General features: G+C 72.6%; 23 protein-coding genes. 14 read left to right on the forward strand and 9 right to left on the reverse strand.

What is annotated here, in order from left to right:
- The 4 genes from IO30_RS0107495 (at nucleotide 1) to IO30_RS0107510 (ending at nucleotide 3,265) form a co-directional block, all read left to right on the forward strand.
- Nucleotides 1-1,278 carry a VWA domain-containing protein gene (locus IO30_RS0107495; protein ID WP_031140528.1) on the forward strand — a complete coding sequence of 426 codons (1,278 nt, stop codon included), beginning with the start codon at nucleotides 1-3 and terminating at the stop codon, nucleotides 1,276-1,278.
- Nucleotides 1,278-2,102 carry a hypothetical protein gene (locus IO30_RS0107500; RefSeq protein WP_031140530.1) on the forward strand — a complete coding sequence of 275 codons (825 nt, stop codon included), beginning with the start codon at nucleotides 1,278-1,280 and terminating at the stop codon, nucleotides 2,100-2,102. The genes IO30_RS0107495 and IO30_RS0107500 overlap by 1 nt, the downstream gene beginning before the upstream one ends.
- 105 nt (nucleotides 2,103-2,207) lie before the next feature.
- Nucleotides 2,208-2,804 (forward strand): hypothetical protein, encoded by a 597-nt coding sequence (locus IO30_RS0107505; protein ID WP_031140531.1) that lies wholly within the window; start codon nucleotides 2,208-2,210, stop codon nucleotides 2,802-2,804.
- An 83-nt stretch (nucleotides 2,805-2,887) separates the two neighbouring features.
- On the forward strand, nucleotides 2,888-3,265 hold the full coding sequence (locus tag IO30_RS0107510) for a hypothetical protein (protein ID WP_031140533.1): 378 nt from the start codon (nucleotides 2,888-2,890) through the stop codon (nucleotides 3,263-3,265).
- 69 nt (nucleotides 3,266-3,334) lie between these two features.
- Here IO30_RS0107510 and IO30_RS46805 read toward each other — a convergent pair whose 3' ends face one another.
- Both IO30_RS46805 and IO30_RS0107520 read right to left on the reverse strand, forming a co-directional pair.
- On the reverse strand, nucleotides 3,335-5,623 hold the full coding sequence (locus tag IO30_RS46805; protein ID WP_237403352.1) for a D-alanyl-D-alanine carboxypeptidase: 2,289 nt from the start codon (nucleotides 5,621-5,623) through the stop codon (nucleotides 3,335-3,337).
- A 206-nt stretch (nucleotides 5,624-5,829) separates the two neighbouring features.
- On the reverse strand, nucleotides 5,830-8,712 hold the full coding sequence (locus IO30_RS0107520; protein WP_237403350.1) for a discoidin domain-containing protein: 2,883 nt from the start codon (nucleotides 8,710-8,712) through the stop codon (nucleotides 5,830-5,832).
- A gap of 255 nt (nucleotides 8,713-8,967) precedes the next feature.
- On the opposite strand from IO30_RS0107520, the gene IO30_RS0107525 reads away from it, so the two are divergent.
- Nucleotides 8,968-9,285, forward strand: coding sequence for a cupin domain-containing protein (locus tag IO30_RS0107525; protein WP_031140538.1), 318 nt, complete (start codon nucleotides 8,968-8,970; stop codon nucleotides 9,283-9,285).
- A gap of 18 nt (nucleotides 9,286-9,303) precedes the next feature.
- Here the strand turns inward: IO30_RS0107525 and IO30_RS0107530 are convergent, their stop codons facing one another.
- The 3 genes from IO30_RS0107530 to IO30_RS0107540 form a co-directional block, all read right to left on the reverse strand.
- Nucleotides 9,304-9,702, reverse strand: a complete 399-nt coding sequence (locus IO30_RS0107530; RefSeq protein ID WP_031140540.1) for a nuclear transport factor 2 family protein — start codon at nucleotides 9,700-9,702, stop codon at nucleotides 9,304-9,306.
- 24 nt (nucleotides 9,703-9,726) lie between these two features.
- Nucleotides 9,727-10,491, reverse strand: coding sequence for a hypothetical protein (locus IO30_RS44430; protein ID WP_031140542.1), 765 nt, complete (start codon nucleotides 10,489-10,491; stop codon nucleotides 9,727-9,729).
- A gap of 176 nt (nucleotides 10,492-10,667) precedes the next feature.
- Nucleotides 10,668-11,099, reverse strand: coding sequence for a GNAT family N-acetyltransferase (locus IO30_RS0107540; protein WP_031140543.1), 432 nt, complete (start codon nucleotides 11,097-11,099; stop codon nucleotides 10,668-10,670).
- A gap of 185 nt (nucleotides 11,100-11,284) precedes the next feature.
- Here IO30_RS0107540 and IO30_RS0107545 point away from each other — a divergent pair, with 185 nt between their 5' ends.
- Nucleotides 11,285-11,485, forward strand: a complete 201-nt coding sequence (locus tag IO30_RS0107545) for a hypothetical protein (RefSeq protein WP_031140545.1) — start codon at nucleotides 11,285-11,287, stop codon at nucleotides 11,483-11,485.
- Nucleotides 11,486-11,538: 53 nt separating this feature from the next.
- On the opposite strand, the gene IO30_RS0107550 is transcribed toward IO30_RS0107545, so the two are convergent.
- Both IO30_RS0107550 and IO30_RS0107555 read right to left on the reverse strand, forming a co-directional pair.
- Nucleotides 11,539-12,762 (reverse strand): sensor histidine kinase, encoded by a 1,224-nt coding sequence (locus IO30_RS0107550; RefSeq protein WP_031140546.1) that lies wholly within the window; start codon nucleotides 12,760-12,762, stop codon nucleotides 11,539-11,541.
- Nucleotides 12,759-13,421, reverse strand: coding sequence for a response regulator transcription factor (locus IO30_RS0107555; RefSeq protein WP_031140548.1), 663 nt, complete (start codon nucleotides 13,419-13,421; stop codon nucleotides 12,759-12,761). Before IO30_RS0107555 ends, IO30_RS0107550 begins: the two co-directional genes overlap by 4 nt.
- Before the next feature lie 242 nt (nucleotides 13,422-13,663).
- Between IO30_RS0107555 and IO30_RS0107560 the strand changes: the two genes are divergently transcribed.
- From IO30_RS0107560 to IO30_RS0107590, 7 genes are all read left to right on the forward strand, one after another.
- The gene (locus IO30_RS0107560) at nucleotides 13,664-15,127 is read left to right on the forward strand and encodes an ABC transporter permease (RefSeq protein ID WP_031140549.1); all 1,464 of its coding nucleotides are present in this window, start codon (nucleotides 13,664-13,666) and stop codon (nucleotides 15,125-15,127) included.
- Between the two features lie 2 nt (nucleotides 15,128-15,129).
- Nucleotides 15,130-15,801, forward strand: coding sequence for an ABC transporter ATP-binding protein (locus IO30_RS0107565; protein ID WP_031140551.1), 672 nt, complete (start codon nucleotides 15,130-15,132; stop codon nucleotides 15,799-15,801).
- A 122-nt stretch (nucleotides 15,802-15,923) separates the two neighbouring features.
- Nucleotides 15,924-16,340, forward strand: a complete 417-nt coding sequence (locus IO30_RS0107570) for a YciI family protein (protein ID WP_031140552.1) — start codon at nucleotides 15,924-15,926, stop codon at nucleotides 16,338-16,340.
- Nucleotides 16,337-17,629, forward strand: coding sequence for an RNA polymerase sigma factor (locus IO30_RS0107575; RefSeq protein ID WP_051858980.1), 1,293 nt, complete (start codon nucleotides 16,337-16,339; stop codon nucleotides 17,627-17,629). The genes IO30_RS0107570 and IO30_RS0107575 overlap by 4 nt, the downstream gene beginning before the upstream one ends.
- A 46-nt stretch (nucleotides 17,630-17,675) precedes the next feature.
- On the forward strand, nucleotides 17,676-17,855 hold the full coding sequence (locus IO30_RS0107580; RefSeq protein WP_031140555.1) for a hypothetical protein: 180 nt from the start codon (nucleotides 17,676-17,678) through the stop codon (nucleotides 17,853-17,855).
- A gap of 118 nt (nucleotides 17,856-17,973) precedes the next feature.
- On the forward strand, nucleotides 17,974-19,125 hold the full coding sequence (locus IO30_RS0107585) for a serine hydrolase domain-containing protein (protein ID WP_031140557.1): 1,152 nt from the start codon (nucleotides 17,974-17,976) through the stop codon (nucleotides 19,123-19,125).
- Between the two features lie 114 nt (nucleotides 19,126-19,239).
- Complete coding sequence (locus IO30_RS0107590) at nucleotides 19,240-19,650, forward strand: rodlin (protein WP_031140559.1); 411 nt, start codon at nucleotides 19,240-19,242, stop codon at nucleotides 19,648-19,650.
- 234 nt (nucleotides 19,651-19,884) lie between these two features.
- Here IO30_RS0107590 and cynS read toward each other — a convergent pair whose 3' ends face one another.
- Both cynS and IO30_RS0107600 read right to left on the reverse strand, forming a co-directional pair.
- Nucleotides 19,885-20,355 carry a cyanase gene (cynS, locus tag IO30_RS0107595; RefSeq protein WP_031140561.1) on the reverse strand — a complete coding sequence of 157 codons (471 nt, stop codon included), beginning with the start codon at nucleotides 20,353-20,355 and terminating at the stop codon, nucleotides 19,885-19,887.
- Between the two features lie 74 nt (nucleotides 20,356-20,429).
- Nucleotides 20,430-21,032 carry a carbonic anhydrase gene (locus tag IO30_RS0107600; RefSeq protein WP_031140563.1) on the reverse strand — a complete coding sequence of 201 codons (603 nt, stop codon included), beginning with the start codon at nucleotides 21,030-21,032 and terminating at the stop codon, nucleotides 20,430-20,432.
- 123 nt (nucleotides 21,033-21,155) lie between these two features.
- On the opposite strand from IO30_RS0107600, the gene cynR reads away from it, so the two are divergent.
- Nucleotides 21,156-22,121 carry a transcriptional regulator CynR gene (gene cynR / locus IO30_RS0107605; RefSeq protein WP_051901996.1) on the forward strand — a complete coding sequence of 322 codons (966 nt, stop codon included), beginning with the start codon at nucleotides 21,156-21,158 and terminating at the stop codon, nucleotides 22,119-22,121.
- Nucleotides 22,122-22,167 lie beyond the last annotated feature (46 nt).

Raw genomic sequence — 22,167 nt, forward strand, 5'->3', positions numbered from 1 at the left:
ATGATCACTAGAAAACGGCTTGCGACCGGGGCGTGCGGCCTGCTCGCCGCCCTGGCCGTCGGGCTCTTCCCGGCGAGCGCCACCGCCGCCGACGGACCGACGGCGAAGGAACCGCCCAAGGTCGACCTCGTCCTGGACGTCAGCGGTTCCATGCGCGCCACCGACATCGACGGCCAGTCCCGGATGGTCGCGGCGAAGCAGGCCTTCAACGAGGTCATCGACGCGGTCCCCGACGAAGTGCGCCTCGGCATACGCACCCTCGGCGCGGACTACCCGGGGGAGGACCGGGCGCTCGGCTGCAAGGACACCAAACAGCTCTACCCCGTCGGCCCGTTGAACCGGACCGAGGCCAAGACGGCCGTCGCCACCCTCGCCCCCACCGGCTGGACGCCGATCGGACCGGCCCTGCTCGCCGCGGCCCAGGACCTCGAAGGCGGTGACGCGACCAAACGGATCGTGCTCATCACCGACGGCGAGGACACCTGCGCCCCCCTCGACCCGTGCGAAGTGGCCCGCGACATCGCCGCCAAGGGCATCCACCTCGTCATCGACACCCTCGGCCTGGTCCCCGACGCCAAGACGCGCGCCCAGCTGACCTGCATCGCCGAGGCCACCGGCGGCACCTACACCTCGGTGCAGCACACCGCAGAACTCTCCGGCAGGGTCAAACAGCTCGTGGACCGCGCGGCCGACCCGGTCGTCAACCCGGTCGCCACCGAGGGCGCCGCGCAGTGCGCGAACGCCCCGCAGCTGAAGCCCGGCCTCTACAGCGACCGCGAGACCTTCGGCGAGCACCGCTGGTACCGCGTCGACGTCCGCCCCGGCCAGGAGCTGCGCGCATCGGTGAGCATCGCCGCCGACCGCGCCGTCAACAACGACTACGGCGTCCTGCTGCGCGCCACCACCGTCCACGGCCGCGAGATCGTCCGCGGCGCCGAGGCGGGCAACGGGCGCACCGACGTCATCTCGACCGGTCTGCGCTACCCCAAGGCCGAAGCCGACGGCGGGGACGAGGACGCCGAGAAGACCGCCGAGACCGTCTGCATCCAGGTCAGCAACTCCTTCTCCGCCCCCGCGTCCGTCAAGACCGCCCCGGGCATGCCCCTGGAGCTGACCGTCGAGCTGGTGGACGGACCCGACGAGGCCTCCGACGCGGCCGCCTTCGGGCTCGGACGCGGCTGGTGGCTGCTGGCCGCCCTCGCCCTCGCCGGCCTGGCGGCCGGACTGGTGTGGGGCTGGATCTCGCGCTGGCGCGTCTCCGTCTGGAGGACCAACTGATGCGTACCGTACGCGTACTGAGCGCCGCCCTGCTGGCCGGAGCCGCCGCCCTCGCGGCGCTGGGCACGGCCGCGGGAACGGCAACGGCCGCCACCCCGTCGGCGAGCCCGAGCCCGGCCACGAGCCCCGCCAAGGGCGCGGCACCCGGAAAGGGTGACGCCGCCCCGACCGAGGCGGGCACCAGCTTCCGCACCGCCACACCGCTGCGCCCGGGCCAGCAGGCCACCGCAGGGGCGTCCACCGGCGACTACCTCTACTGGGTCCTGCCCGTCGACGCGCAGCAGCGCGTCACGGTGAAGGCCACGGTCACCCTCCCCGATTCGGCCTCCCGGCACGGCGCCTCGACCTGGCAGCTGGAGGTGTACGACGGGCTGCGCCGCCGCCAGGCGTGCACCTACGGCATGCAGGCCCGCGCGGTGGCCAAGGAAGCGGCGTCGGCCGAACTGTCCTGCACCCTGCGCACGGTCCGGGCGGGGGCCGAGCCCTGGGCCAACGACCCGCTGCCGGGCAGCTACTACGTACGGCTGACCGTCCTCGACCTGCCGGACGAGGACCTGGGCCTGCCCGTACGCGCTGCCGTCGAGGCCACCGTGTCGGAGAGCGGCGGCGCCTACGCGGTGGACGGCGCCCTCGCCGCGCCGCTGGTCCCCGCCACCGTCACGGGACCGCTGAGCGAGCCGGAGGACGGCTGGTCCGGCGGCTGGTGGTCCGACCGGTGGCTGTGGACCGCGGCCGGCGGAGTCCTCGCCGCCCTCGCGGGCATCCTGGGGTACTCCCTCACACGCGGCTCGGGCCGCCCGTCACGGGTACCGCCCGGCGCCTGACGGCACTGCGAGCAGGCCGGGCGGCCGCGTCCCGGGGGCAGAACCCCGGGACGCGGCCGCCCGCACCCATGGACGCGCAAGTCACCGCGAAAGGCGGGTCCGACCGTGATCGACCGCAACACTTACCTGCACGTACGCTCCCGCAGCGTAACCGTCTTCGACCTCGATGCACGCCTGCCCGAACAGGTCTTCCGGGAGATCGCGGGGGACTCCCTCTTCCACGACTACGACTCCGTCCTCGCCCCGGAATTCTGGCCGGCGCTCAGCGCGCTGGCCCGGTCCCACGGAGACGAACACGTCGAGCTGCTCGTGCTCCGACCGGACTGCGAAGCGTTCTACCTGCCGGAGAGCGGGACGTACCCGGCGCTCTCGCTGTCCGTGGACGCCGGTCCGGACGACTACTGGGCGGCCATCGGCGACGTGCCGCTCGCCGATTCCTGGAAGTCCCTCGCGGTCTCCGCGGACGTCATCGCGCTGACCGGACCTTCCCGGCGATGGGGGTGCTGGGGCGAAAGGGATCCCGAGGTCGCCGTCTTCCGGGGATTTCCCGATGCGGCCGCCCGGGAGGCATGGCGCTCCGCGTTCGGGCTCCTGGACGTGGCGCAGGCGCTGCGCTCCTGCCTCGGGCCGGCCTACTGGAAGACCGGGGTCCCGGACGCCTACGCCGCAGCCCTGACCGCCCACTACGGTCCGATCGCCTGAGAACGTTCGCCCTCCTGCGGCGAAACCGGTGAAAGCAGTGGTCCGGCGGTGTGCCGCGGCTCCGTTGCGGGCAGGCGCGGAGCATGAAAACCCAGCATCCCGCGAAGAAGAACGCGGAAGGGGAGGTCGGCCCGTTCGAGAGACTCGCCGAGCACGCCTCCAATCTGACGAGCTCCGTCTCCTTCGCCGTGTTCTGCGTCCTCCTGGTGGTGGGTTTCGTCGCCGTCCACCTGGCCCACCTGCCGATGGAGTGGCAGCACCTCGCGGGCGACGCGATGGCCGCGGTCTCCTTGCTCCTGCTGGCCCTGCTGAAGAACTCCGAGCGCCGCGCCGAGCACGCGATCCAGCGCAAGCTCGACGCCATCGCGGGGGCGCTCCTGGAACAGATGGAGGGCACCGGCGAGCTGGGCCCGGCCCAGAAGGACCTGAAGAAGGCCATCCGGATGGAGGAGCGCCAGTAGCCGCCGCCCTGCGGGACGCGGCGCGCACCGGCGCGCCGCGTCCCGCAGGGGGACGGCCCGGTCACAGCACTAGCGCAGGCGGGTGATCCGCGTACCGAAGGAGGGCTCGGCCAGCTCGCCCCGGACCGCGACGGGCACGCTCTTCGCGCCCTCCCCCTCCCCGACGGTGAGGACGCCGACCTCGGTGCCGGCCTTCGCGCTGTGCGGGGTCGACGAGCCCCCCGCGCTCAGGGTGAGCTTCAGTTGCTGACCCGGTACGCCGATCACGTTCAGGTCCTTGGTGGCGACCAGAGGGGTGCGGCCGCCGAGGCCGTCGTCCACGTGACCCACGGTCTGGCCCTGGCGGACGACCGGGGCGGAGGCGAGCGCCCCCCGCACCGCCTCGATGATCTTCTTGCTGTTCGTCTTCACCAGGCGCAGGCTGTTCTCCGCGTTGAGGTCCGGGCCGTCCACCCGCTGCTCCATGAGCGTGCCCAGGATCAGGGGGGTCTCGTCGCCGACCGACTTGTACGCCGCCCACATCAGGGCGCCGCCCGCGGGCGTGCTCGAACCGGTCTTGATGCCCCGGATGCTCAGGCCGTTGACCGTGAGCAGGTCGTTGTTGTTGGTGAGCTGCTTGGACAGCCCCTTGATCTCGGCGCTGGGGAGGGCGACGACCGCGCGGAAGGCCTCGTCCTTCATGACGGCCTCGGCCAGCTTCAGCTGGTCGGTGGCGGTGCTGACGGTTCCCGCGTCCAGCCCGCTGGGATCCGTGTACGTGGTGCTCGTCATGCCGAGTTCCCGGGCGGCGGCGTTCATCTTCTCGACGAAGGCGGCTTCCGAGTCGGTGCCGGTGTCCCAGCGCGCCAGCAGCCGGGCGACGTTGTTGCCCGACGGGATCATGAGCATCTTCAGCATGTCCTGCTGGCTGAACTTCGTCCCGGCGACGAGGTTCTCGATCCGGGACTCGTTCTCGGAGGTGCCGTCCGCCACGGTCTTCGCGTCGATCTCGATCTGCGGGCCGGCCTCGCCCTTGCGCAGCGGGTGGCCCTTGAGGACGACGTAGGCCGTCATCACCTTGGCGACGCTCGCCGTGGGTACGGGCTTCTGCTCGCCGAAGGTGCCGATGTCGCCGGAGCCGGGGATGCGGACGGCGCCCTGGCCCTTGGCGGGCCACGGTACGGAGAACTGCCCGTCGAGGGTGTGCGTCGGCTCGGCCTGGACGAGCTGCGGGGAGGGCAGGGGCCGCAGCAGTTGGGCGCCGGTGACGGCGCCGGCGAGGAGCAGCAGGATCGGGGTCCACACCTTGACGCGGCGCACCACGGTCCGGCGCGGGGTCTCCGGCGGCGGCGCGGTGTTGGTGAGCTCGGCGAGCAGGTCCAGCGGGGGCAGCGGGGCCTCGCGGGTGGGCTCGACGACCTCGGCCGGGGCCGGCCGGGGGGCCGGCCGGGGGGCCGCCGGAGCGGGTACCGGAGCCGCTGCCGGTGCGGCCGGCCCGGCCGGGGCGTCCAGGTCCTTGAGCGCCACGAACCGGCTGGTCCGCTCGGCCTCGCTCTCGGCCACTTGCGCGCCCGCGGTCTTGCCTTCGTTCTCCGGCTCAGGCTCGGACTCGGACTCAGGCTCGGACTCAGGCTCGGACTCGGACTCGGACTCGGACTCGTTCTCGGGTACGGGTTCGCTACCTTCTTTCCGCGCCCAGGACGGCACCCTCCGCGGGGCTTCTGGAGCGGCCTCCCGCTCGGGTTCGTCCTCGACGCCTGCCGCGGCGCCGTCGTCGGAGTCGGGCTCCGCCCCGGCAGTTGCGTCGGGGTCGCCTGCTGCGGGCTCCTCGGAGGCCACGGCCGTGTCCTCGGCAGCGGTTTCCCGGCCGTCCTCGGCGGCCTCGTCGGTCCCGGCCTTCTCGACGGGTTCGGCGGCCTCGACGGGTTCGGCGGCCTCGGCGGCCTCGACGGGTTCGGCGGCCTCGTCGGTCTCGTGCTCCGGCTCGGCGTCCTGGGCGGCCTCGTCGTCGGGGTCGGCCTCGGTCTCTTCGACGGCCTCGTCCGTCTCGGGTGCCTCGTCGGCCTCGGCGGGGAGTTCGGCCTCAGGGGTGTCGTCCTCGGCGGGTGCGGCCGGGTCCTCTGCCGCGGGCTCGTCCTCGGGCCGGGCGGTGTCCTCGGCAGCGGGTTCCTGAGCGGTGTCGGCCGCGGTGTCCGCCGTCGGGGCCTGCGGATCCGACGCGTCGGGTTCCCCGCCGGGTGCCGAAGTCCGGGTTCCGGGGGCGTCCGGAGCACCGGCCGGGGTGCTCGTGTCCTCCGTACCGGGTTCCGTTGCCGGGACCTCGGTTCCTTCTGCGTCCGGAGTGTCCGGGGAACCGCCCGCCACCGTTACCGCCTTCATCACTGCCCCGCCTTGCCGCTCACCCCCGGCAGCCGCCGCCCGCACCGCTCCCGCGGTGGCCGGCGGCCCGCCGGTTCTTGCCGATACCGTCCGGCGAGGCCCCCGCAGGAGCCTCGCCGACGTGCTAGATGCCGGCCGGGCACGGTCCGTTCCAGGAGCCGGATCTTGTGACCGTTCGGTCATACTCGCGCCCGCGCCCGGCCGTCCTACGCGGCGTACGCCTCCAGTTCGGACAGCTGCCCCGCGGGCCAACCGGCGTTGGCGGTGAAGGTCAGCCGCAGGTACCGGGCCGTGGCCGCGGGCAGCGGGACGGTGACGGTGTTGCTCCCCTCGGTGAACACGTACGCGGCCGAGCCCTTCAGCGTCGACCAGGAAGCGCCGTCTGCCGATCCGAGGACCGACAGGGTCTGGGTGCGGGTGCCCCAGGACGCGGGGAGCTTCAGGACCAGGCGGCCGACGGTCCGTCCGGCTCCCAGGTCGATGGTGAGGGACTGCGGGAAGGCGCTGTTGGCGCTCTCCCAGTAGGTGCCGCCGTTGCCGTCGGTGACGTGCGAGGCGACGTAACCCTGGCTGTGGCCGGTGTCCGACGCGGTGCGCCCCAGGGCCAGATTGGTCCCGGCCGACGGCGTGGGGGTGGGCGTCGGCGTCGGCGGGGTCGTAGGGCTGCCGTCGGCGGCGTAGACCTCGAACTCCGAGACCTGTCCGGCCGCCCACCCGGTGTTGGCGGTGACGTGCAGGCGTACGTGGCGCGCCGAGGCGGCGTCGAAGGCCAGCGTCGCGCTGTTGCCCTTCGCGGGGTCGAAGGCGACGGCGCTGGAGGCCTTCAGCGGGGTCCAGGTGGAGCCGTCGGTGGAACCGAACACGGAGAGGGTCTGTGTCCTGGCCGCCCAGTCCGCGGACGGCGGCAGTTTCAGGGTGACCCTGCCGACGGCCTTCGCCTCGCCGAGGTCCACGGTCAGGGTCTGCGGGAAGGTGCCGCCGTTGCTCTCCCAGTAGGTCGACGCGTTGCCGTCCACGGCGTTCGCGGCGTTGTACGACTGGACGGAGGAGGAGGCGGTCGCGGGACGGCCCTGGGCCAGGTTGCCGTTCGGCGGTGTGGTCGGCGGGGTCGTCGGGGGTGTGGTGGGAGGAGTGGTGCCGCCGTCGGAGGGGACGCCGCCGTTCGTCCACACCGGGGCCGGCCACACGCCGGAGCAGGTCTGGCCGGTGTTCCAGCCGGAGTTGCCGCCTCCGTCGGTGATCTGGAGGCCGGTGCCGATGCAGTTGTGGACCGGGGTCGCGGCCTGCGCGATGTTCTTGGCGGTGACGTTGGTGAACTTCATCGCGATGGCGGCCTGCGCCTGGATGGCGTACGTCCCTGCGCCGTCGATGTTGATGTTCGTGAAGCTGACTCCGCTGACGGCCCCCTCGATCGAGTGGATCGCGGCGTACGAGGAGTCCAGGACGTCGGTGTCGGAGATGTTGATCGCCGCGCCCTGTACCGGTTCGTTGAGGCCGGAGAACCAGATCGCGCCGACGCCGAAGTTCCAGTTGAAGTCGCTGTTGCCGGCCCGGATCAGGGTGTTGCGGGCGGCGGTGATGGTGCCCGCCACCGCGGTGCCCTTGCCGGAGGTGACACCGGGGTAGCGGTTCGCGATGTGCAGTCCGCCGCCGTTGCTGACGGTGTCGGACATGACGTTGTCCGAGATCGTGAAGTCCTTGCCGCCGTAGGTGACGATGTTGTTGGCCAGGATCGGCAGGACGACCGTGTTGTGGTCGAAGCTGATGTTGACGTTCGGCTTGTCCTGGGGCCAGGAGGCCAGGCCGTCGTCACCCGCGTTGCGCACGAACGTGTTGGTGACGCGAGAATTCGTGACACCCGTGTGGAAGTTCACGCCGTCGGCCGTCATGTCGAGGAAACGGCTGTTCTTGATCGTGAAGCGGTCCATGGGGCCGTCCATCCAGGCGGCGACCTTCACGTGCTGGATCCACAGGTTGTCCACGGTGGAGTCGGACATGGCGCCGCCGATGGCGTTGACCTGGTCGTCGTCGATCCGCTCGCGGATGTCGCCGATGATCGCGAAGTCCTTCAGGGTGACGTTCCTGCTGGGGCCGTTCGCTTCGTGCGGACGCACCGGGCCGGTGTAGCCGCCACCGGGGACGTACTTGCCGTAGAACCCGGCCGCACGGCTGCGGTTCACCGGGTCGCGCCCGCCGAACACGGTGTACCAGGGGCCCGCGCCCTGGACGGTCACGCCGTCCACGACGACGTGGTCGTGGAGGGTGTAGTTGCCCGCCGGGACGAAGACGGTCCTGCCCTGGGTGCGGCCGGCATCGACCGCGGCCTGCATCCGCGCGGTGGAGTCGGTGGCCCCGGTGGGGTCGGCGCCGAAGTCCGCGACGGCGTCGAGCGCCCCCGCCGGCTTGGTGCCCGCGGCGGCGACCAGCTCGAAGTCGGCCAGGTCGACGGTGAAGGTCGGGGACTGCGCCGTCGAGGTCACCTGCACCCGGATCCTGGTGCCCGCCGGGTAGGTGGCGCCCAGCAGGGTGCGGGACTCGTCGTAGAAGTGGTGGGGGTTGGTGTCGCCCGGGTTGTTGTTGAAGGGGTAGCCGCCGTAGTACCAGCTGTACTTGGAGGTCACCGGCAGGGTCCGGACCGACCGGCCGTCGGCCTGCACGTCCAGGGCCGCGTCGCGGCCCTTCCCGTCGGCGGTGTCCGGGAGGCTGTAGCGCAGGGACATCGCGTTGGCGGGCTCGGTGAGGGTGAACTCCACGTACTGGCCCGCGGCGTTCAGGGTCACCGCCTGCCGTCCGGAAGCTTCCGAGGGGAGGTGGCCGTAGTACCGGTCAGGGCCTATGAGGGTGCCGTTGGTGTGCGCGTACTCCGCCTCCAGCTCGGTGAACGGCACCTGCGCGCCGCGGCCCGGTATGCCGACGGGTGAAGGGGCGGGCACGCCCGCGGCGTGCGCCTCGGGGGCGCTGCCGAAGGTGAGCGCCGTCAGGGCCGCGGTCGCGGTCAAGGAAAGGGCGAGGAAGACGGCGGCGCCCCGCCGTCTGATCCTGCGGACGGGGTCGGGGCTCGGGGCGTGACGGGGCGGCAGATGATTCACGGGGCACGCACGTCCTTGCGGCTCGATCGGCGGAGAGGTGCTCGGCTCAACGCAGGAGGCTACGACTCCGCCGGAAGGAAGTCTATGAACGCACGCAAGAAACCGACTGACATTCGCAATAAACCCGTCACACAGGGCGTGGAGGGGACGCTCCGGTGGAACGGCCGCATCCGCACGGTGCCCGCGAGCCGTCCGCGCCCGGCACGGACAGGCATGATGGGCCGCCGGACGACAGAGCGAAACGAGGAGGCGGCCATGGCGGCGGAGGCTGAGGCAACGGCCCGGGCGACGGTGCAGTACGAGGACGAGCAGGTCCGCGTCACCCGCTGGGACTTCGAGCCGGGAACCACCACCGGCCCGCACGTCCACGCGTACGACTACCTGGTGGTGCCGGTGGCGGACGGCCGGGTCACGGTGCGCGGCGCAGACGGTACGTCGGCCGAGTCGCAGCTGCGCACGGGGGAGACGTACGCACGCAAGGCGGGCGCCGCGCACGAGGTGGTCAACACAGGGGCCGAATGGCTGGCCTTCGTCGAGATCGAACTCAAGCAGCAGCCGGCGGCGGGGGAGTGACCCGGCCCGGACGGCCGGTCAGGGCAGGTCGTACCAGGCGAACGCGCTGATGCGCCAGCCCTCCGGGGTGCGGACGAACTGGATGGTCTTGGTCCCCCCTCCCTCGAAGGGCTCGCCGTCCAGGATCCCGGACTTGCGGTACTCGCCGAAGCGCGCGGCGACGTCGCCCGAGATGTCGGTGCGCTCCGAGGTCTCCCACTCGGAGAACTCGGTCAGCCGGTCACCGGCCAGCAGCCGCTCGCGGGGCTCGATGAACTCGTCCACGGTGTAGGCCGTGAACTCCGGGCCGGTCTTGACGATCACCCCGCCCGGGAGGAGCAGGCGGCGGAGCCGGGCCACGTCGGCGGCCCGGCCGTCCCGGTTGTCGAAGGCGCCGTAGAACTCGGCGGTCACCGTGTCTATCTCTTTCTTGGACATGGCGCGACGGTAACACCGGCGGTTTCAGCGGGTGTTGTGCGGCAGCAAGATGCGGGTCGCGACCTGCCGGTCGGCGTCCGTGTCGATGAAGGAGACCATCAGCGGGCTGCTGCCCGTCGGCCCGCCCACGGTCGCCCGCAGACGGTAGCGCTCGACGCGGACCGCGTCACGGGCCAGCGGTGCGCCGCCCGCGTACAGGGACGCCGGCTTCTCGTCGCCCGCGATCCGCAGCGTCGCCGGGTGCCACGTCCCGGAGGCCCGGTCGAAGCGCTCCAGACGGAAGCCGGGCCCGAGGCCCGGCAGGTCGCCCGGAGCGCCGGGGAGGGCTTCCATCTGGAAGACGACCAGCAGGTGCCCGTACGCGGCCGAGTTCCCGTTGCGCAGGGTGACGGTGAACTCCTGCGCAGCCCCGCCGCGTACGAGGGAGAGCCGGCCGCCCGGGGTACCGGCCGCCGCCGTCAGCCGGGTCTGCGCCGGGGGCGGCGCGGTCGTCGCCCGGGGCGGGGACGGCGCCACCGACGCGGAGGCCGCGACGGCGGGCGGATCGGAGGGGGAGGCGGGAGCGGACGGGCTCGTGGAAGCGGTCGCCGGGGCCGATGCGGGCGCCGAGCCGGTTCCGCTCGCGGACGCGGACGCCGAGGGGGCGTCCGAGACCGCGGGCGCCGCCGCGCCCGCCGGGGACGGCGAGGATCCGTGCGTACAGCCGGTCAGGCCCGTCAGCAGGAGCGCGGCGGTGGCTGCAGCCGTGGCGGCGGTTCGGGCCGTGCGGCGGCGGGCGTACGTGGGCATGAAGGGGCTCCCCCGGGTCGGCTGAGCCGGAACCTAGCAAGCACCGGATCCGGCCACGAGGCCGATCGGGCTTCGGGGCGGCGACGGTTCGGTCACGGCCGCCGCCGGCCACCCCCACCGCGTCCGCACACCGCGTCCGCACACCGCGTCCGCACACCGCGTCCGCCCGCCGCGGCTCAGACCAGGGGCTTGTCGAAGCTGAAGGCGGTGACGGACATCCGCTCGCGGAAGTAGAAGCGGTGCGCCTCGGTCCGCTGGGTGCCGGAGTCCAGGGCCAGAGCGGTGCAGGACGCGGCCCGGGCGTGCTCCTCCAGGTGTGCGAGGAGGGCGTGGCCCACCCCCGTCGAGCGGGCGGCGGAGGCCGTGACCAGGTCGTCGACGTAGAGCTTGCGGATCGCGCTGGTGTTGGCGACGATCCGCCAGCCGGCGGCTCCCACGCAGACGCCGTCCGCGCCGTAGGCCGCGGTGAAGCGCAGGCCCTGGACCGAACCCTCGGCGAGGACGGACAGGAACAGCTCCTCGGTGAGGTGGGGGCGCAGTTCCCGCAGCACCGGAAGCAGGTCGCCGGTCAGCCGGGGGTCGCCGGGCTCAAGGTCGATGATCTTCATGAGGTCAGCCTAATGCCGTGGCCGGAAAGGTTTCCCGTGCGGGGCTCCCGGAGGCCTCCGGCTCCCGGCCTTCCCGCCTTCGGCCAATCGGCTTGCTCTCGGCCGTCCCCGGCCGTGCGGCGGGACAGGGGCAGGACTCCTCTCTAGGTTCGTGGGTGACCACTCCCCCCTCGAAAGGTGGATCCATGCGTCCCGTGCGTTCCCTGCTCACCGCTCTTGCCGCCGGTGCCATCGTCCTCGGCGGTGCCTCCGTCGCCAGTGCCGACGTGGTGGTCTACGCCCCGGCCGAGAACTCCTACACGATCGTCTTCGGCGACTGGCTCCAGTTCGCCGCCGACGACGTGTTCAACGCGGGGCACGACAACACCGTCGGTTCCAACAACTGACGAACGCCGCCACCGGGTCCCGGTCCCGCGCACACCCCGCGCGGGACCGGGGCTCAGCGTTCCGGGAAGGCGGCCCGCACCCGCAGACCGCCCTCCGGCCGGGCCTGCGCGGTGACCGAGCCCCGGTGCGCCACCGCGATCGAGCGCACGATCGCCAGCCCCAGGCCGTGCCCCGCACCCACCCGCGGCCGGGCCCGGTAGAAGGGCTCGAAGAGCCGCTCGACGGATGCGGCATCCACGCACGGGCCGGTGTTCTCGACCTCGACGAGCACCCCGTCGGCCCGCCGGACGGCGATCCGCACCTCGCCCCCGGGAAGGTTGTGGCCGATCGCGTTGTCGAGCAGGTTCGACACCAACTGGCGCAGCAGCGCCGCGTTCCCGGCCAGTTCGGCGCCCTCCGGCGCGTCCACCCGCAGCGTGACGTCCCGTTCTGCGGCCGAGGCCCCGTGCTCCCGCGCGAGCCGGCGCACCACCGCGGCCAGGTCCACCGGATCCGGGTCGAAGAGGGTGTGCTCGGCCCCGGCGAGGTCCAGCAGCGCCTTGACCACACCGATGTTGCGTTCGTTGGTCTCGCGCAGCATCGGTGCGAGTTCGGCCAGTTCCTCGCCGCTGCTGTCCTCGCCCGCGATCTGCAGGATCGCCCGGGTGGTGGCCAAGGGGGTGAGGAGTTCGTGCGAGGCGTTCGCGGCGAAGCGCCGGTGCGCGGCGAAGGACTCCTCCAGCCGTTCCAGCATGCCGTCGAAGGTGTCGGCCAGCTGCCGGAGCTCGTCGTCCGGCCCGTCTGCGTCGATCCGGTAGCCGAGGTCCCCGTCGCGCGCCCTGGCAGCGGCGCGGCTCACCTCCTGCAGGGGTGCGAGGAGGCGCCGCGACATGATCCAGCCCGCGCCCAGCCCCACCGCCATGATGACCAGTACCCCGGCCGTCGATACGCCGAGCACCGCAGCCCAGACGTCCTGCTTCGTACGGACCGACTTGGTCGTCGAGGCCCCTTCGTACGGGCTGCCCTTGGCCGGTGTCTCCACCTCCTGGAGCGGTCCGCCCGTGGTCGGGGGCGCGGGGACCACCGGGCCCGAGGAGGCCAGCCGTACGGGGATGTCGTACGTGGGCACGTAGCGGATGCCGACGTAGATGATCGTCACCATCAGGGCCGCGCACACGGCGAGCGCCCCCGCGAACCCGGCGAACAGCCGGCCGCGGATCCCCAGGCGCCGTGCGCGCGGGCCGTGCGGCCGGGACCGGGGCCGGGGCCGGGGTCGGGGTCGGGGACGGCGGCTCACGCGTCGCCGAGGTAGTAGCCGGCCCCGACCGCCGTCCGGACCAGCTGGGGCTCGCCCAGCTTCCTGCGCAGCGTGTGCACCACCAGCCGCACCGCGTTGGTGAACGGGTCGGTGTGCGCGTCCCAGGCCTTCTCCAGCAGGTGCTCGGCGCTCACCACCCCGCCTTCCGCCCGCATCAGCAGTTCCAGGACGGCCAGTTCCTTCGGGGTGAGCCGGATGTCGGCGCCCGCCCGCGCCACGCGTCGGCGGTGGGTGTCGAAGCTGAGGTCGGCGAAGGCCAGTACGGGCGCGAACGCGACCGGGCTGCGCCGGTACAGGGCCCGCAGCCGGGCCACCAGTTCGGGGAAGTCGAAGGGCTTGGCGAGGTAGTCGTCGGCCCCCAGGGACAACCCTTCCACCTTGTCGCCGAGGCGGCCCGCCGCGGTGAGCATCAGGATCCGGCAGCCCGGGTCGAGGGTCTGCAGGCGTCGGCACACCTCGTCGCCGTGGACCTCCGGGAGGTCCCGGTCCAGGACCACCGCGTCGTAGTCGTGGACGGCCAGCCGGTCGAGGGCGCTCTGCCCGTCGTGCACGACGTCGACGGCCATGGCCTCGCGGCGCAGCCCGATCTCCAGGACCCGCGCCATGTACGCCTCGTCCTCCACCACCAGTACGCGCACGACGCCGTCCCGTCCCCTTCCTCGTCCCTGTTCCCGCTGCCCGTCCCGTACCCGGCCGCTCCCGGCGGTTCCCGGGCCGGGCCGGGCCGGACCTTCTGGATATCAGAGCACGCATATGACCGGTGTTTGAATCCGGCTCCCTTACCGCCGCGGACTAAACGCGCGTCAAAACCCCGGGAATCTAGCGTTGTTCTCGTTCTCGTGAAACAAATTCGGGTGGTTGCCGGAAGGATGAGAAATTAATGAATTTCCTGAAACGCGCGGGGTGGAGGCTTGCCTCGCATCTGGGCAAGACGGTCATGCTGACCGGTCTCCTCTTCGTGATCTGCACCCTCGTGCTCTCCGGATTCCTGATCCAGGCGGCCGCGGCCCGGGCCGCCGAGAGCGCCAAGGAGAGCGTGGGCGTCGTCGCCACCATGCAACTCGACGTGAACGGCCTGATCAATTCGGGCAAGGCGAAGAAAAACAATGGGGCGGCCGCCGGCGTCATCGGGCCCGAGGGTGACCTGCGCCGGGAACTGGTCGACAAGATATGCGCCTCGTCCGTGGTGGCCCAGTGCAACTACTCCACCGAGTCCGGCGCCGCTCCGACCGACGGGACCAAGCTCTACGAACCGGTCCCGCTGCCCGCGGGGCAGAAGGACGACGGCCTCGACTTCTTCAAGGCCGAAGGCGTCCGGGACCTCGACGCCGTCTCCTCCTTCCGGTCCGGTGACGACAAGCTGGTCGACGGCCAGGGCATCGAGCCGGACAGCCCGCGCGACATGGTCGTCATCGAGGAACGCCTGGCCAAGGCGAACGGCTTCAAGGTGGGCGACCGGATCAAGCTCCAGGTGGGCACCATGCCCGCGGTGGGCCAGGAGAAGGACGAGCGCCAGTACGAGTTCCTCGTCGGCGGGATCTACCGGAGCGCCACCCCCGACTCCGGCCAGTACCTCCCCGCGATGATGAACCCCGCCAACCAGCTCTACGTGACCCCCGAGGGCGGCAGCCTGCTGCTCGGCAAGGACCCCGCGGCGGGTGGCGCCGTGGTCCGCTCCGCCACCTTCACACTGCGCGGCCCCGACGACCTCGCGCAGCTCAAGGCCGACGCCGAGGCGGCCGGCGCCGACCCGGAGATCTTCCCGCTGACCGTCAACGACAAGGCGTACCGGACGCTGGTGGGCCCCATCACCAGGACCGCCTCCTTCGCGACCGCCACCGTGTGGCTCGTGGCCGTCGCCGGCACCGCGATCCTCGCCCTGGTCGTGGCCTCGAACCTGCGGGAGCGCCGCAACGAGCTCGGCATCCTGATGTCGCTCGGCGAGCGCAAGCCGCGACTCCTCGGCCAGCACCTCGTGGAGGTCACCGCCTGCGCGGTCGCCGCCATCGGACTCGCGGCGGCGGGCAGCCAGTTCCTGTCCCAGGCCGTCGGGGACCAGTTGCTCGCGGGCGAGGTCTCCTCGGCAAAGGAACAGGCGGCCTCCGAGGGCCGGCAACGGGACCCCGGCGACGTCATGGGCGGCTCCGGCACCGGCCTGGACTCCGGCTCCGGAACCGATGCCGACACGCCCGGGCCCATCGACCGCATGGACATCCATACCGGCCCGGCCGACATCGCCAGGATCGGCGCGACCGGCCTCGGCATCGCCGCGCTCGCCACCCTCCTTCCCGGCATCCGCGTACTGCGCCTGACCCCCCGCGACATCCTCTCGAAGGGAAACTGACCATGGCGGCGATCCTCGAACTGGCCGGCGTGAGCCACACCTACCGCTCCGGATCCCGGCAGCGCACGGTCCTCAAGGGCATCGACTACGGCTTCGAAGCGGGCCGCATGTACGCCGTGATCGGCCCCTCGGGCAGCGGCAAGACCACACTGCTGTCGCTGGCCAGCGGCCTGGACTCACCCACCGAGGGAACCGTCCGCTTCGACGGCCGCGACGTGCGGGACATGGGCCTGGGCACCTACCGAAACCGGCACGCCGCCACCGTGTTCCAGTCCCTGAACCTGCTCACGTACCTGACGGCCGTCCAGAACATCACCTCCGCCATGGAGATCACCAAGGTCCGGGGGCGCCGCCACAAACAGCGCGCCGTGGAACTCCTCGACCTCCTCGGCATCGACCGGGCGGACCAGCACCGCCGCACCCTCCAGCTCTCGGGCGGCCAGCAGCAGCGCGTCGCCATCGCCCGGGCGCTGGCCTGCGAGGTCGACGTCCTCTTCGCCGACGAACCCACCGGAGCCCTCGACCACGAGACCGCGGCCGACATCATCGAGGTGTTCCGGGGGCTCGCGCACGACGAGGGCAAGTGCGTCGTCGTGGTCACCCACTCCGCGCAGGTGGCCTCCGCCTCGGACGAGGTCCTCAGGCTCAAGCGGGGCAAGCTCTCCGCCGCGTAGGGAGAGCCGTCTCGCGCCGGGCCCGGTCACGTGTCGAAATGGGAAGTCCGGCTCCGACGTCACGGTTGAAAGGCCCCGAACCGTCCCGGCGCAGGGCACGAGAGCAGAAGGAGTGGGTCCGCATGAAGTACATGCTGATGGTCCTCGGCAAGCAGGGCGACTACGACGGCATGACCGGCAAGCCCGGCGGCAACGGTCCGGCCTGGTCGGAAGCGGATATGCAGGCCATGTTCGCCCACATGGGCGCCCTCAACGACGACCTGGCCGAGGCGGGCGAGCTCATCGACGTACAGGGACTGGCCGAACCCCGCCAGGCCCGCCTGGTGACCGCCGGTCCCGACGGAGCCCCGGTGGTGTCCGACGGCCCCTACGGAGAGGCCAAGGAGGTGCTCGCCGGGTACTGGATCGTCGACGTCCCCGACTTCGCCCGGGCCGCCGAGATCGCCGCCCGCGCCTACGCCTGCCCCCAGCCCGAGGGTGCGCCGATCTACCCGGTCGTCGTCCAGCCCGTGGGCAGCGCCTCCGGGAACGAGATGTGACCACCGGGCCCGCCACCCCCGCGACCGAGGACCTGCTGCGCCTGCTGGCGCCGCAGGTCCTCGGGGCGCTGGTGCGCCGCTACGGCCACTTCGACACCGCCGAGGACGCCGTGCAGGAGGCGCTGCTCGCCGCCGCCCGCCAATGGCCCGAGGAGGGCCGCCCCGCCAATCCGCGCGGCTGGTTGATCCGGGTGGCCTCCCGCCGCCTCGTGGACCAGCTGCGCAGCGAGGACGCGCGCAGGCGGCGCGAGGAGACCGCCGCCGCGCTGACCCCGCGCGACGAGCTCCTCGCACCGCCCCCGGGCGAGAGCCGGGCCCCCTCCGAGGACGACACCCTCGCGCTGCTCTTCCTGTGCTGCCACGCCGAGCTGGCCCCGGCGGCCCGGATCGCCCTGACCCTGCGCGCCGTGGGCGGCCTGACCACCGCCGAGATCGCCCGCGCCCACCTGGTGCCCGAGGCCACCATGGCCCAGCGGATCAGCCGGGCCAAACGCCGCATCAAGGCCTCGGGTACCCCCTTCGGCACGCCGCAGGGACCCGATCTCACCGAGCGGCTCGCGGACGTCCTCCAGGTCCTCTACCTGATCTTCAACGAGGGCTACACCGCGACCTCCGGCACGGACCTGCAACGCCCCGACCTCGCCGCCGAGGCGATCCGGCTGGCCCGTGCCGTCCACGCACTGCTGCCGGCCGACGGCGAGGTGGCCGGGCTGCTGGCCCTCATGCTGCTCACCGACGCCCGCCGCGCCGCGCGCACCGGACCGGGCGGCAGCCTGATCCCCCTCGCCGAACAGGACCGCACCCGCTGGGACCGGGCGGCCGTCACCGAAGGCGTCGCCCTGGTCAGCGACGCGCTCATGCACACCCGGCTCGGCCCCTACCAGCTGCGCGCCGCCATCGCCGCCGTCCACGACGAGGCCGCGAGCGACGAGGACACCGACTGGGCGGAGATCCTCGCCCTGTACGAGCTCCTCGTGCGCCTCGTCCCCGGCCCCGTGGAGCGGCTGGGCCACGCGGTCGCGGTGGCCATGGTGCACGGGCCGCGCCCCGCCCTGGAACTGCTGGCCGCCCTGGACGAGGACGAGCGCATCGCCGGTCACCACCGGCTGGAGGCCGTACGGGCCCACCTGCTGGAGCGGGCCGGAGACATGCCCGCGGCCCGCGCCGCTTACGCGAAGGCCGCCGGACTCACCCTCAGCCTGCCCGAGCGCCGCTACCTCCAGGCCCGGGCAGCCCGCATCGGCGGTGAACCGGGGTCCGGCAGCACCGTCCCGGAGGCGTCCGCATGACGGACGGCGTCCACCGCTGTCGGACCGGCCCCCTATCCTTGATCATGTGAGCCCCACCCCTGACCACTCCGTCCCCGGACGCCCCCTCGCCGAGATCAACTCCGACATCCGCGGGCTGTTCGCCCGCGCCCAGGGCCGCCTGTCCGACGCGGAGCGCGTCCGGCACGCCGCACTGCTGCAGGAGTGGGCGGCGGCGATAAGGGCCTCGGTCGTACCGGCGGCGTAGCGGGTCCGCGTCCCGGCCGTGTCGGACCGATGAATCGGCGCGCCAGCGCGAGTCTTCTCCTACGAGCAACCGCGCCGGCCTCCCTCCCGGCGCGTCCGCACGCACGAGAAGGTGGACCATGAGCGAGCTGCACGGCCTCCTCGAGGCCCGGGTCACCGACGGAACGCTGCCCGGTGCGGTGGCCCTGGTCGCCCGCGGCGAGGAGGTCGAGGCCGTGGCCGTCGGCTCACTCGACGTCGAAGGCACCGCGCCGATGGCCCGCGACTCCCTCTTCCGGATCGCCTCCCTCACCAAACCGGTGACCGCAGCGGCCACGATGGTCCTGATCGAGGACGGGCTGCTCGCCCTCGATGCGCCGGTGGCGCGCTGGCTGCCGGAACTCGCCGCACCGGCGGTCGTCCGTACGCCGTCCGCACCCGTCGACGACGTGGTCCCCGCCGACCGCCCGATCACCGTCGCCGACCTGCTGACCTTCCGTGCGGGCTACGGATTCCCCGCCGACTTCTCCCTGCCCGCGGTGCAACTCCTGTTCAGCGAACTGAGGCAGGGACCGCCGCAGCCCGGGAAGGCCGCCGGTCCGGACACCTGGACGGCCACGCTGGCGCGCATCCCGCTCCTCCACCAGCCGGGCGAGCAATGGCTCTACAACACCTGCTCCGACATCCTCGGCGTGCTCCTCGCCCGCGCCTGCGGACGGCCCCTGCCGGAGCTCCTGGCCGAGCGGATCTTCGGGCCGCTCGGCATGCGGGACACGGCTTTCGACGTACCGCAGGACCAGCTCCACCGCTTCACCAGCGCCTACCGGGCGGTTCCCGACGGCGGGGACCTGGAACTGGTCGACGCGCCCGACGGACAGTGGAGCACCCCGCCGGCGTTCCCCTCCGGGGCGGGCGGGCTGGTCTCCACCGCCGACGACCTCCACGCCTTCGGCCGCATGCTGCTCGCGGAGGGCGCGTACCCAGGCGGGCGGCTGCTCTCGCCGGAGTCCGTACGGCAGATGAGCACCGACCACCTCAGCCCAGCACAGCGGGAGGCGGGCGAGCTCTTCCTCGACGGCCAGGGCTGGGGTTTCGGCGGCTCGGTCGACGTGGCCCGCCTCGACCCCTGGAACGTACCCGGCCGGTACGGCTGGATCGGCGGCACCGGCACCGCCGCCCACGTGGTCCCCGCCACCGGCACGGTCACCGTCCTGCTCACCCAGCGGGAACTGAGCGGCCCCAACGCGCCTGAATACATGCGGGAGTTCTGGGCGCACGCCGCCGGCAGCTGAGGCGCACCGCGCCGCGGCAGGGGGCTGATCGGGTGAAGCAGCGCAACCCGCGGTGGATCCGGGCGTTGATCAAGGCGCTCACCATCGTGCACTCGTGCAACCGAAGGACCCATTGTGATCAAGAAGATTATGGCCACCGCTGCTGTCGCCGCCTCCATCGTCGCCGCGGGCGCGGCTGTGGCCACCCCGGCCATGGCGATCGGCAACGACAACGGGATCAACACCGTCAACGGCAACGGTTCCCAGCAGATCTACGGCAACCAGAAGACGCACGGTGACCTGAGCCCGCAGCTCGGCCTGGTCCAGGGCACCCTGAACAAGCCCTGCATCGGTCTGCCGGCGAAGCTCAACCTGCAGTCCGTGCTCGCCGCGGTCAACGTCGGTGTCCAGGACATCAACGTCCTGTCGAACCCGCAGAACCAGCAGTGCACCGAGAACTCCACCCAGGCCAAGGGCGACGAGCCGCTGTCGCACATCCTGGAGAACATCCCGGTCCTGTCGGGCAACCTCTCGGCCGGCAGCTGACGCAGTCCCCTCTGCGAGCCGGGGCCTCGGACGCCTGCGCGAGTGCCCACGGGGCCCCGGCTTGTTCCACCCGGATCCGTGGATCCGCCCCATTCCGCAGGCACGCGACGGCCGCCAGGCCGTCCGGTCGGGCACCGGTCCTCACGCCGCAGAGCCTTCCACCCTCAGTCGGGGCGGGAGGCTCTGCGGCGTTTCGGCAGGCTTCGTCAGTACGGCTTCGTCGGAACGGCTGTGTCAGAAGGGCTTCGTCGGGAGGTACTTGCCGTCGAGGGTGATGACCGCGCGCTCCCCGCCCTCGGGGTCGGCGACCTTCCTGACGTCCAGCTTGAAGTTGATCGCGCTGATGATGCCGTCGCCGAACTGCTCGTGCACCAGGGCCTTCAGGGTGGTCCCGTAGACCTGGAGCATCTCGTGGAAGCGGTAGACCGTCGGGTCCGTGGGGGCCGCGCCCGTCACGGTGCCGCGGGTGGGGACCGTCTGCAGGAGCCGGACCGCGTCCTCGTCCAGACCCAGCAGTGCGGCGACGGCCTCGGCGGCGGCCTGCGGGAGGGCGTGCTGCCCCAGCAGGGCGGCGGTGACGAAGGCGACCGACAGGCCGGTGGTGTCGGCGAGCTGCTGCCAGGAGAGGTCGCGGCGGGTCTTGGCGTCGACGACGGTGACGGCGAGGGCCTGGCGGGCGGCGGGGTCGAGCTGGGCGTGCAGCATGGGAGTCCTTTCGGGAGCCGCCGTACGAGGGGCGGCCGGTGTGGGAGTGGGGAACGGGGCCGGGGGAGGGGTGATCAGCCGGCGAGGACGGGATGACGCACGGCGGGGGCCGCGACGTCCGTGACCCGGCCGGTGGGGATGTCGTAGACCCAGCCGCGCAGGGTGAGGTCCCCTGCGGCCAGGGCACGGGCGACCGACGGGTGGGTGGCGAGGTTGGCCAGCTGGGCGCGGACGTTCTCCCGGACCAGCGCCGCGACCCGGCCGGGACCGGCGCCCGCCGTGCGGGCCACCGAGGCATCGGCGTGGCGCAGCCAGCCGGCGACCGAGGAGACCGCCCCCAGGTCCCGGCCCTCGGCCAGGGCGGTCATCGCGCCGCAGGCCGAATGCCCGCACACGACGACGCAGCTGACCCCGAGGACGGCGACGGCGTACTCGATGCTCGCCGTCACCCCGTCCGGGACCGGTGCGTACGCGGGGACGAGGTTCCCCGCGGTGCGGATGACGAAGAGCTCACCCGGCTCGCTCTGCGTGATGAGCTCCGGCACCACCCGGGCGTCCGAGCAGCCGATGAACAGCGTGGCGGGCCGGTGGGTGTCTGCGAGCTCCGCGAAGAGGCGTTCCTTCGCGGGGAAGACCTCCTGCTGGAAGCGTGCGACGCCGTCCGAGAGATCGTGCATGGTCACTCCCTCTGGTGGGGTGCGCCCCGTGGGGCTTGACGTGTTCCACCCTGCCCGAGCTGCATCTATTGTGTCCAAGGCGTAATATCCATCCCTGCTATCGATGCCATCTATAGTTGCTCCATGGCCTTGGAACTGCGTCACCTGCGCTACCTGATCGCGGTCGCCGGACACGGCAGCTTCACCCGCGCTGCGGAAGAGCTGCGGATCTCCCAGCCCACCCTGTCCCAGCAGATCAAACAGCTCGAACGGACCGTCGGGGCGCAGCTGTTGGACCGCACCGGCCGCGCCGTCCGGCTCACCGGCGCCGGTGAGACCTACGTCCACCACGCGCGCGCCGCCCTGCGCGAACTCGCCGCCGCCGAGCGGGCCGTCGTGGACCTGGCCGACCTCTCCCGCGGGCACCTGCGCCTGGCCCTGACCCCCACCTTCACGGCGTACCTCACCGGCCCCGTCGTCGCCGCACTCCACGCGGCGCACCCCGGCATCACCCTCGAGGTCCGGGAGGCGCCCCAGGACCGCATCGAGGCCGGACTCCTCGCCGACGAGCACGACCTCGGCCTCGGCTTCTACGGCACGCACCTGCCGGGCATCGCCGCGACGCCCCTGTTCACCGAAACCCTCGGCCTCGTCACCGCCACCGCCACCGGCGAGGGCGAAGGTGAACCCCTGCCCGTGCCCGTACGGGACCTGGCGGGCCTCCGACTCGCCCTGCTCAGCGGGGACTTCGCCACCCGCGGGCACATCGACGCCTATCTCGCCGCCCACGGCGTCCGGCCGCACGTCGCGGTCGAGGCGAACTCCGTCCAGGCCCTCACCGAGATCGTCCGCGGCACCACGCTCGCCACCGTGCTGCCCGACGCCGTCACCGACGACCACCCCCACCTGCGCCCCGTACCCCTGGAGCCCGCGATCCCGCCGCGCACCGTCGCCCTGCTGCGGCGGGAGAGCGCCTACGAGAGCGCCGCGGCCCGGGCCTTCGCCGCGCTGACCCGGAGCCTGGTCCGGGCCCGGGGCTACCGTCCGGCCGGCCGGGACGAGGGGGCCGACGGCCCTCGGCGCGAGCCCTTCGCAGAGCCGACCTCGTGACATTTGCCCGCCGCACTCCCCGTACGGGCCGGAGGTTCTTGCACGG

It is taken from the genome of Streptomyces xanthophaeus, assembly GCF_000725805.1.
Classification (GTDB): domain Bacteria; phylum Actinomycetota; class Actinomycetes; order Streptomycetales; family Streptomycetaceae; genus Streptomyces; species Streptomyces xanthophaeus.

Bases quoted from the DNA above. Each gene is read 5' to 3' on its own strand.
- IO30_RS0107585 (WP_031140557.1), top strand. From the start codon at position 17,974: ATGAGCGAGCTGCACGGCCTCCTCGAGGCCCGGGTCACCGACGGAACG.
- IO30_RS0107560 (WP_031140549.1), top strand. From the start codon at position 13,664: ATGAATTTCCTGAAACGCGCGGGGTGGAGGCTTGCCTCGCATCTGGGC.
- cynS (WP_031140561.1), bottom strand. From the start codon at position 20,355: ATGCTGCACGCCCAGCTCGACCCCGCCGCCCGCCAGGCCCTCGCCGTC.
- IO30_RS0107545 (WP_031140545.1), top strand. From the start codon at position 11,285: ATGCGTCCCGTGCGTTCCCTGCTCACCGCTCTTGCCGCCGGTGCCATC.
- IO30_RS0107570 (WP_031140552.1), top strand. From the start codon at position 15,924: ATGAAGTACATGCTGATGGTCCTCGGCAAGCAGGGCGACTACGACGGC.
- IO30_RS0107500 (WP_031140530.1), top strand. From the start codon at position 1,278: ATGCGTACCGTACGCGTACTGAGCGCCGCCCTGCTGGCCGGAGCCGCC.
- IO30_RS0107600 (WP_031140563.1), bottom strand. From the start codon at position 21,032: ATGCACGATCTCTCGGACGGCGTCGCACGCTTCCAGCAGGAGGTCTTC.
- IO30_RS46805 (WP_237403352.1), bottom strand. From the start codon at position 5,623: ATGAAGGCGGTAACGGTGGCGGGCGGTTCCCCGGACACTCCGGACGCA.
- IO30_RS0107495 (WP_031140528.1), top strand. From the start codon at position 1: ATGATCACTAGAAAACGGCTTGCGACCGGGGCGTGCGGCCTGCTCGCC.
- IO30_RS0107565 (WP_031140551.1), top strand. From the start codon at position 15,130: ATGGCGGCGATCCTCGAACTGGCCGGCGTGAGCCACACCTACCGCTCC.
- IO30_RS0107510 (WP_031140533.1), top strand. From the start codon at position 2,888: ATGAAAACCCAGCATCCCGCGAAGAAGAACGCGGAAGGGGAGGTCGGC.
- IO30_RS0107540 (WP_031140543.1), bottom strand. From the start codon at position 11,099: ATGAAGATCATCGACCTTGAGCCCGGCGACCCCCGGCTGACCGGCGAC.
- cynR (WP_051901996.1), top strand. From the start codon at position 21,156: ATGGCCTTGGAACTGCGTCACCTGCGCTACCTGATCGCGGTCGCCGGA.
- IO30_RS44430 (WP_031140542.1), bottom strand. From the start codon at position 10,491: ATGCCCACGTACGCCCGCCGCCGCACGGCCCGAACCGCCGCCACGGCT.
- IO30_RS0107530 (WP_031140540.1), bottom strand. From the start codon at position 9,702: ATGTCCAAGAAAGAGATAGACACGGTGACCGCCGAGTTCTACGGCGCC.
- IO30_RS0107525 (WP_031140538.1), top strand. From the start codon at position 8,968: ATGGCGGCGGAGGCTGAGGCAACGGCCCGGGCGACGGTGCAGTACGAG.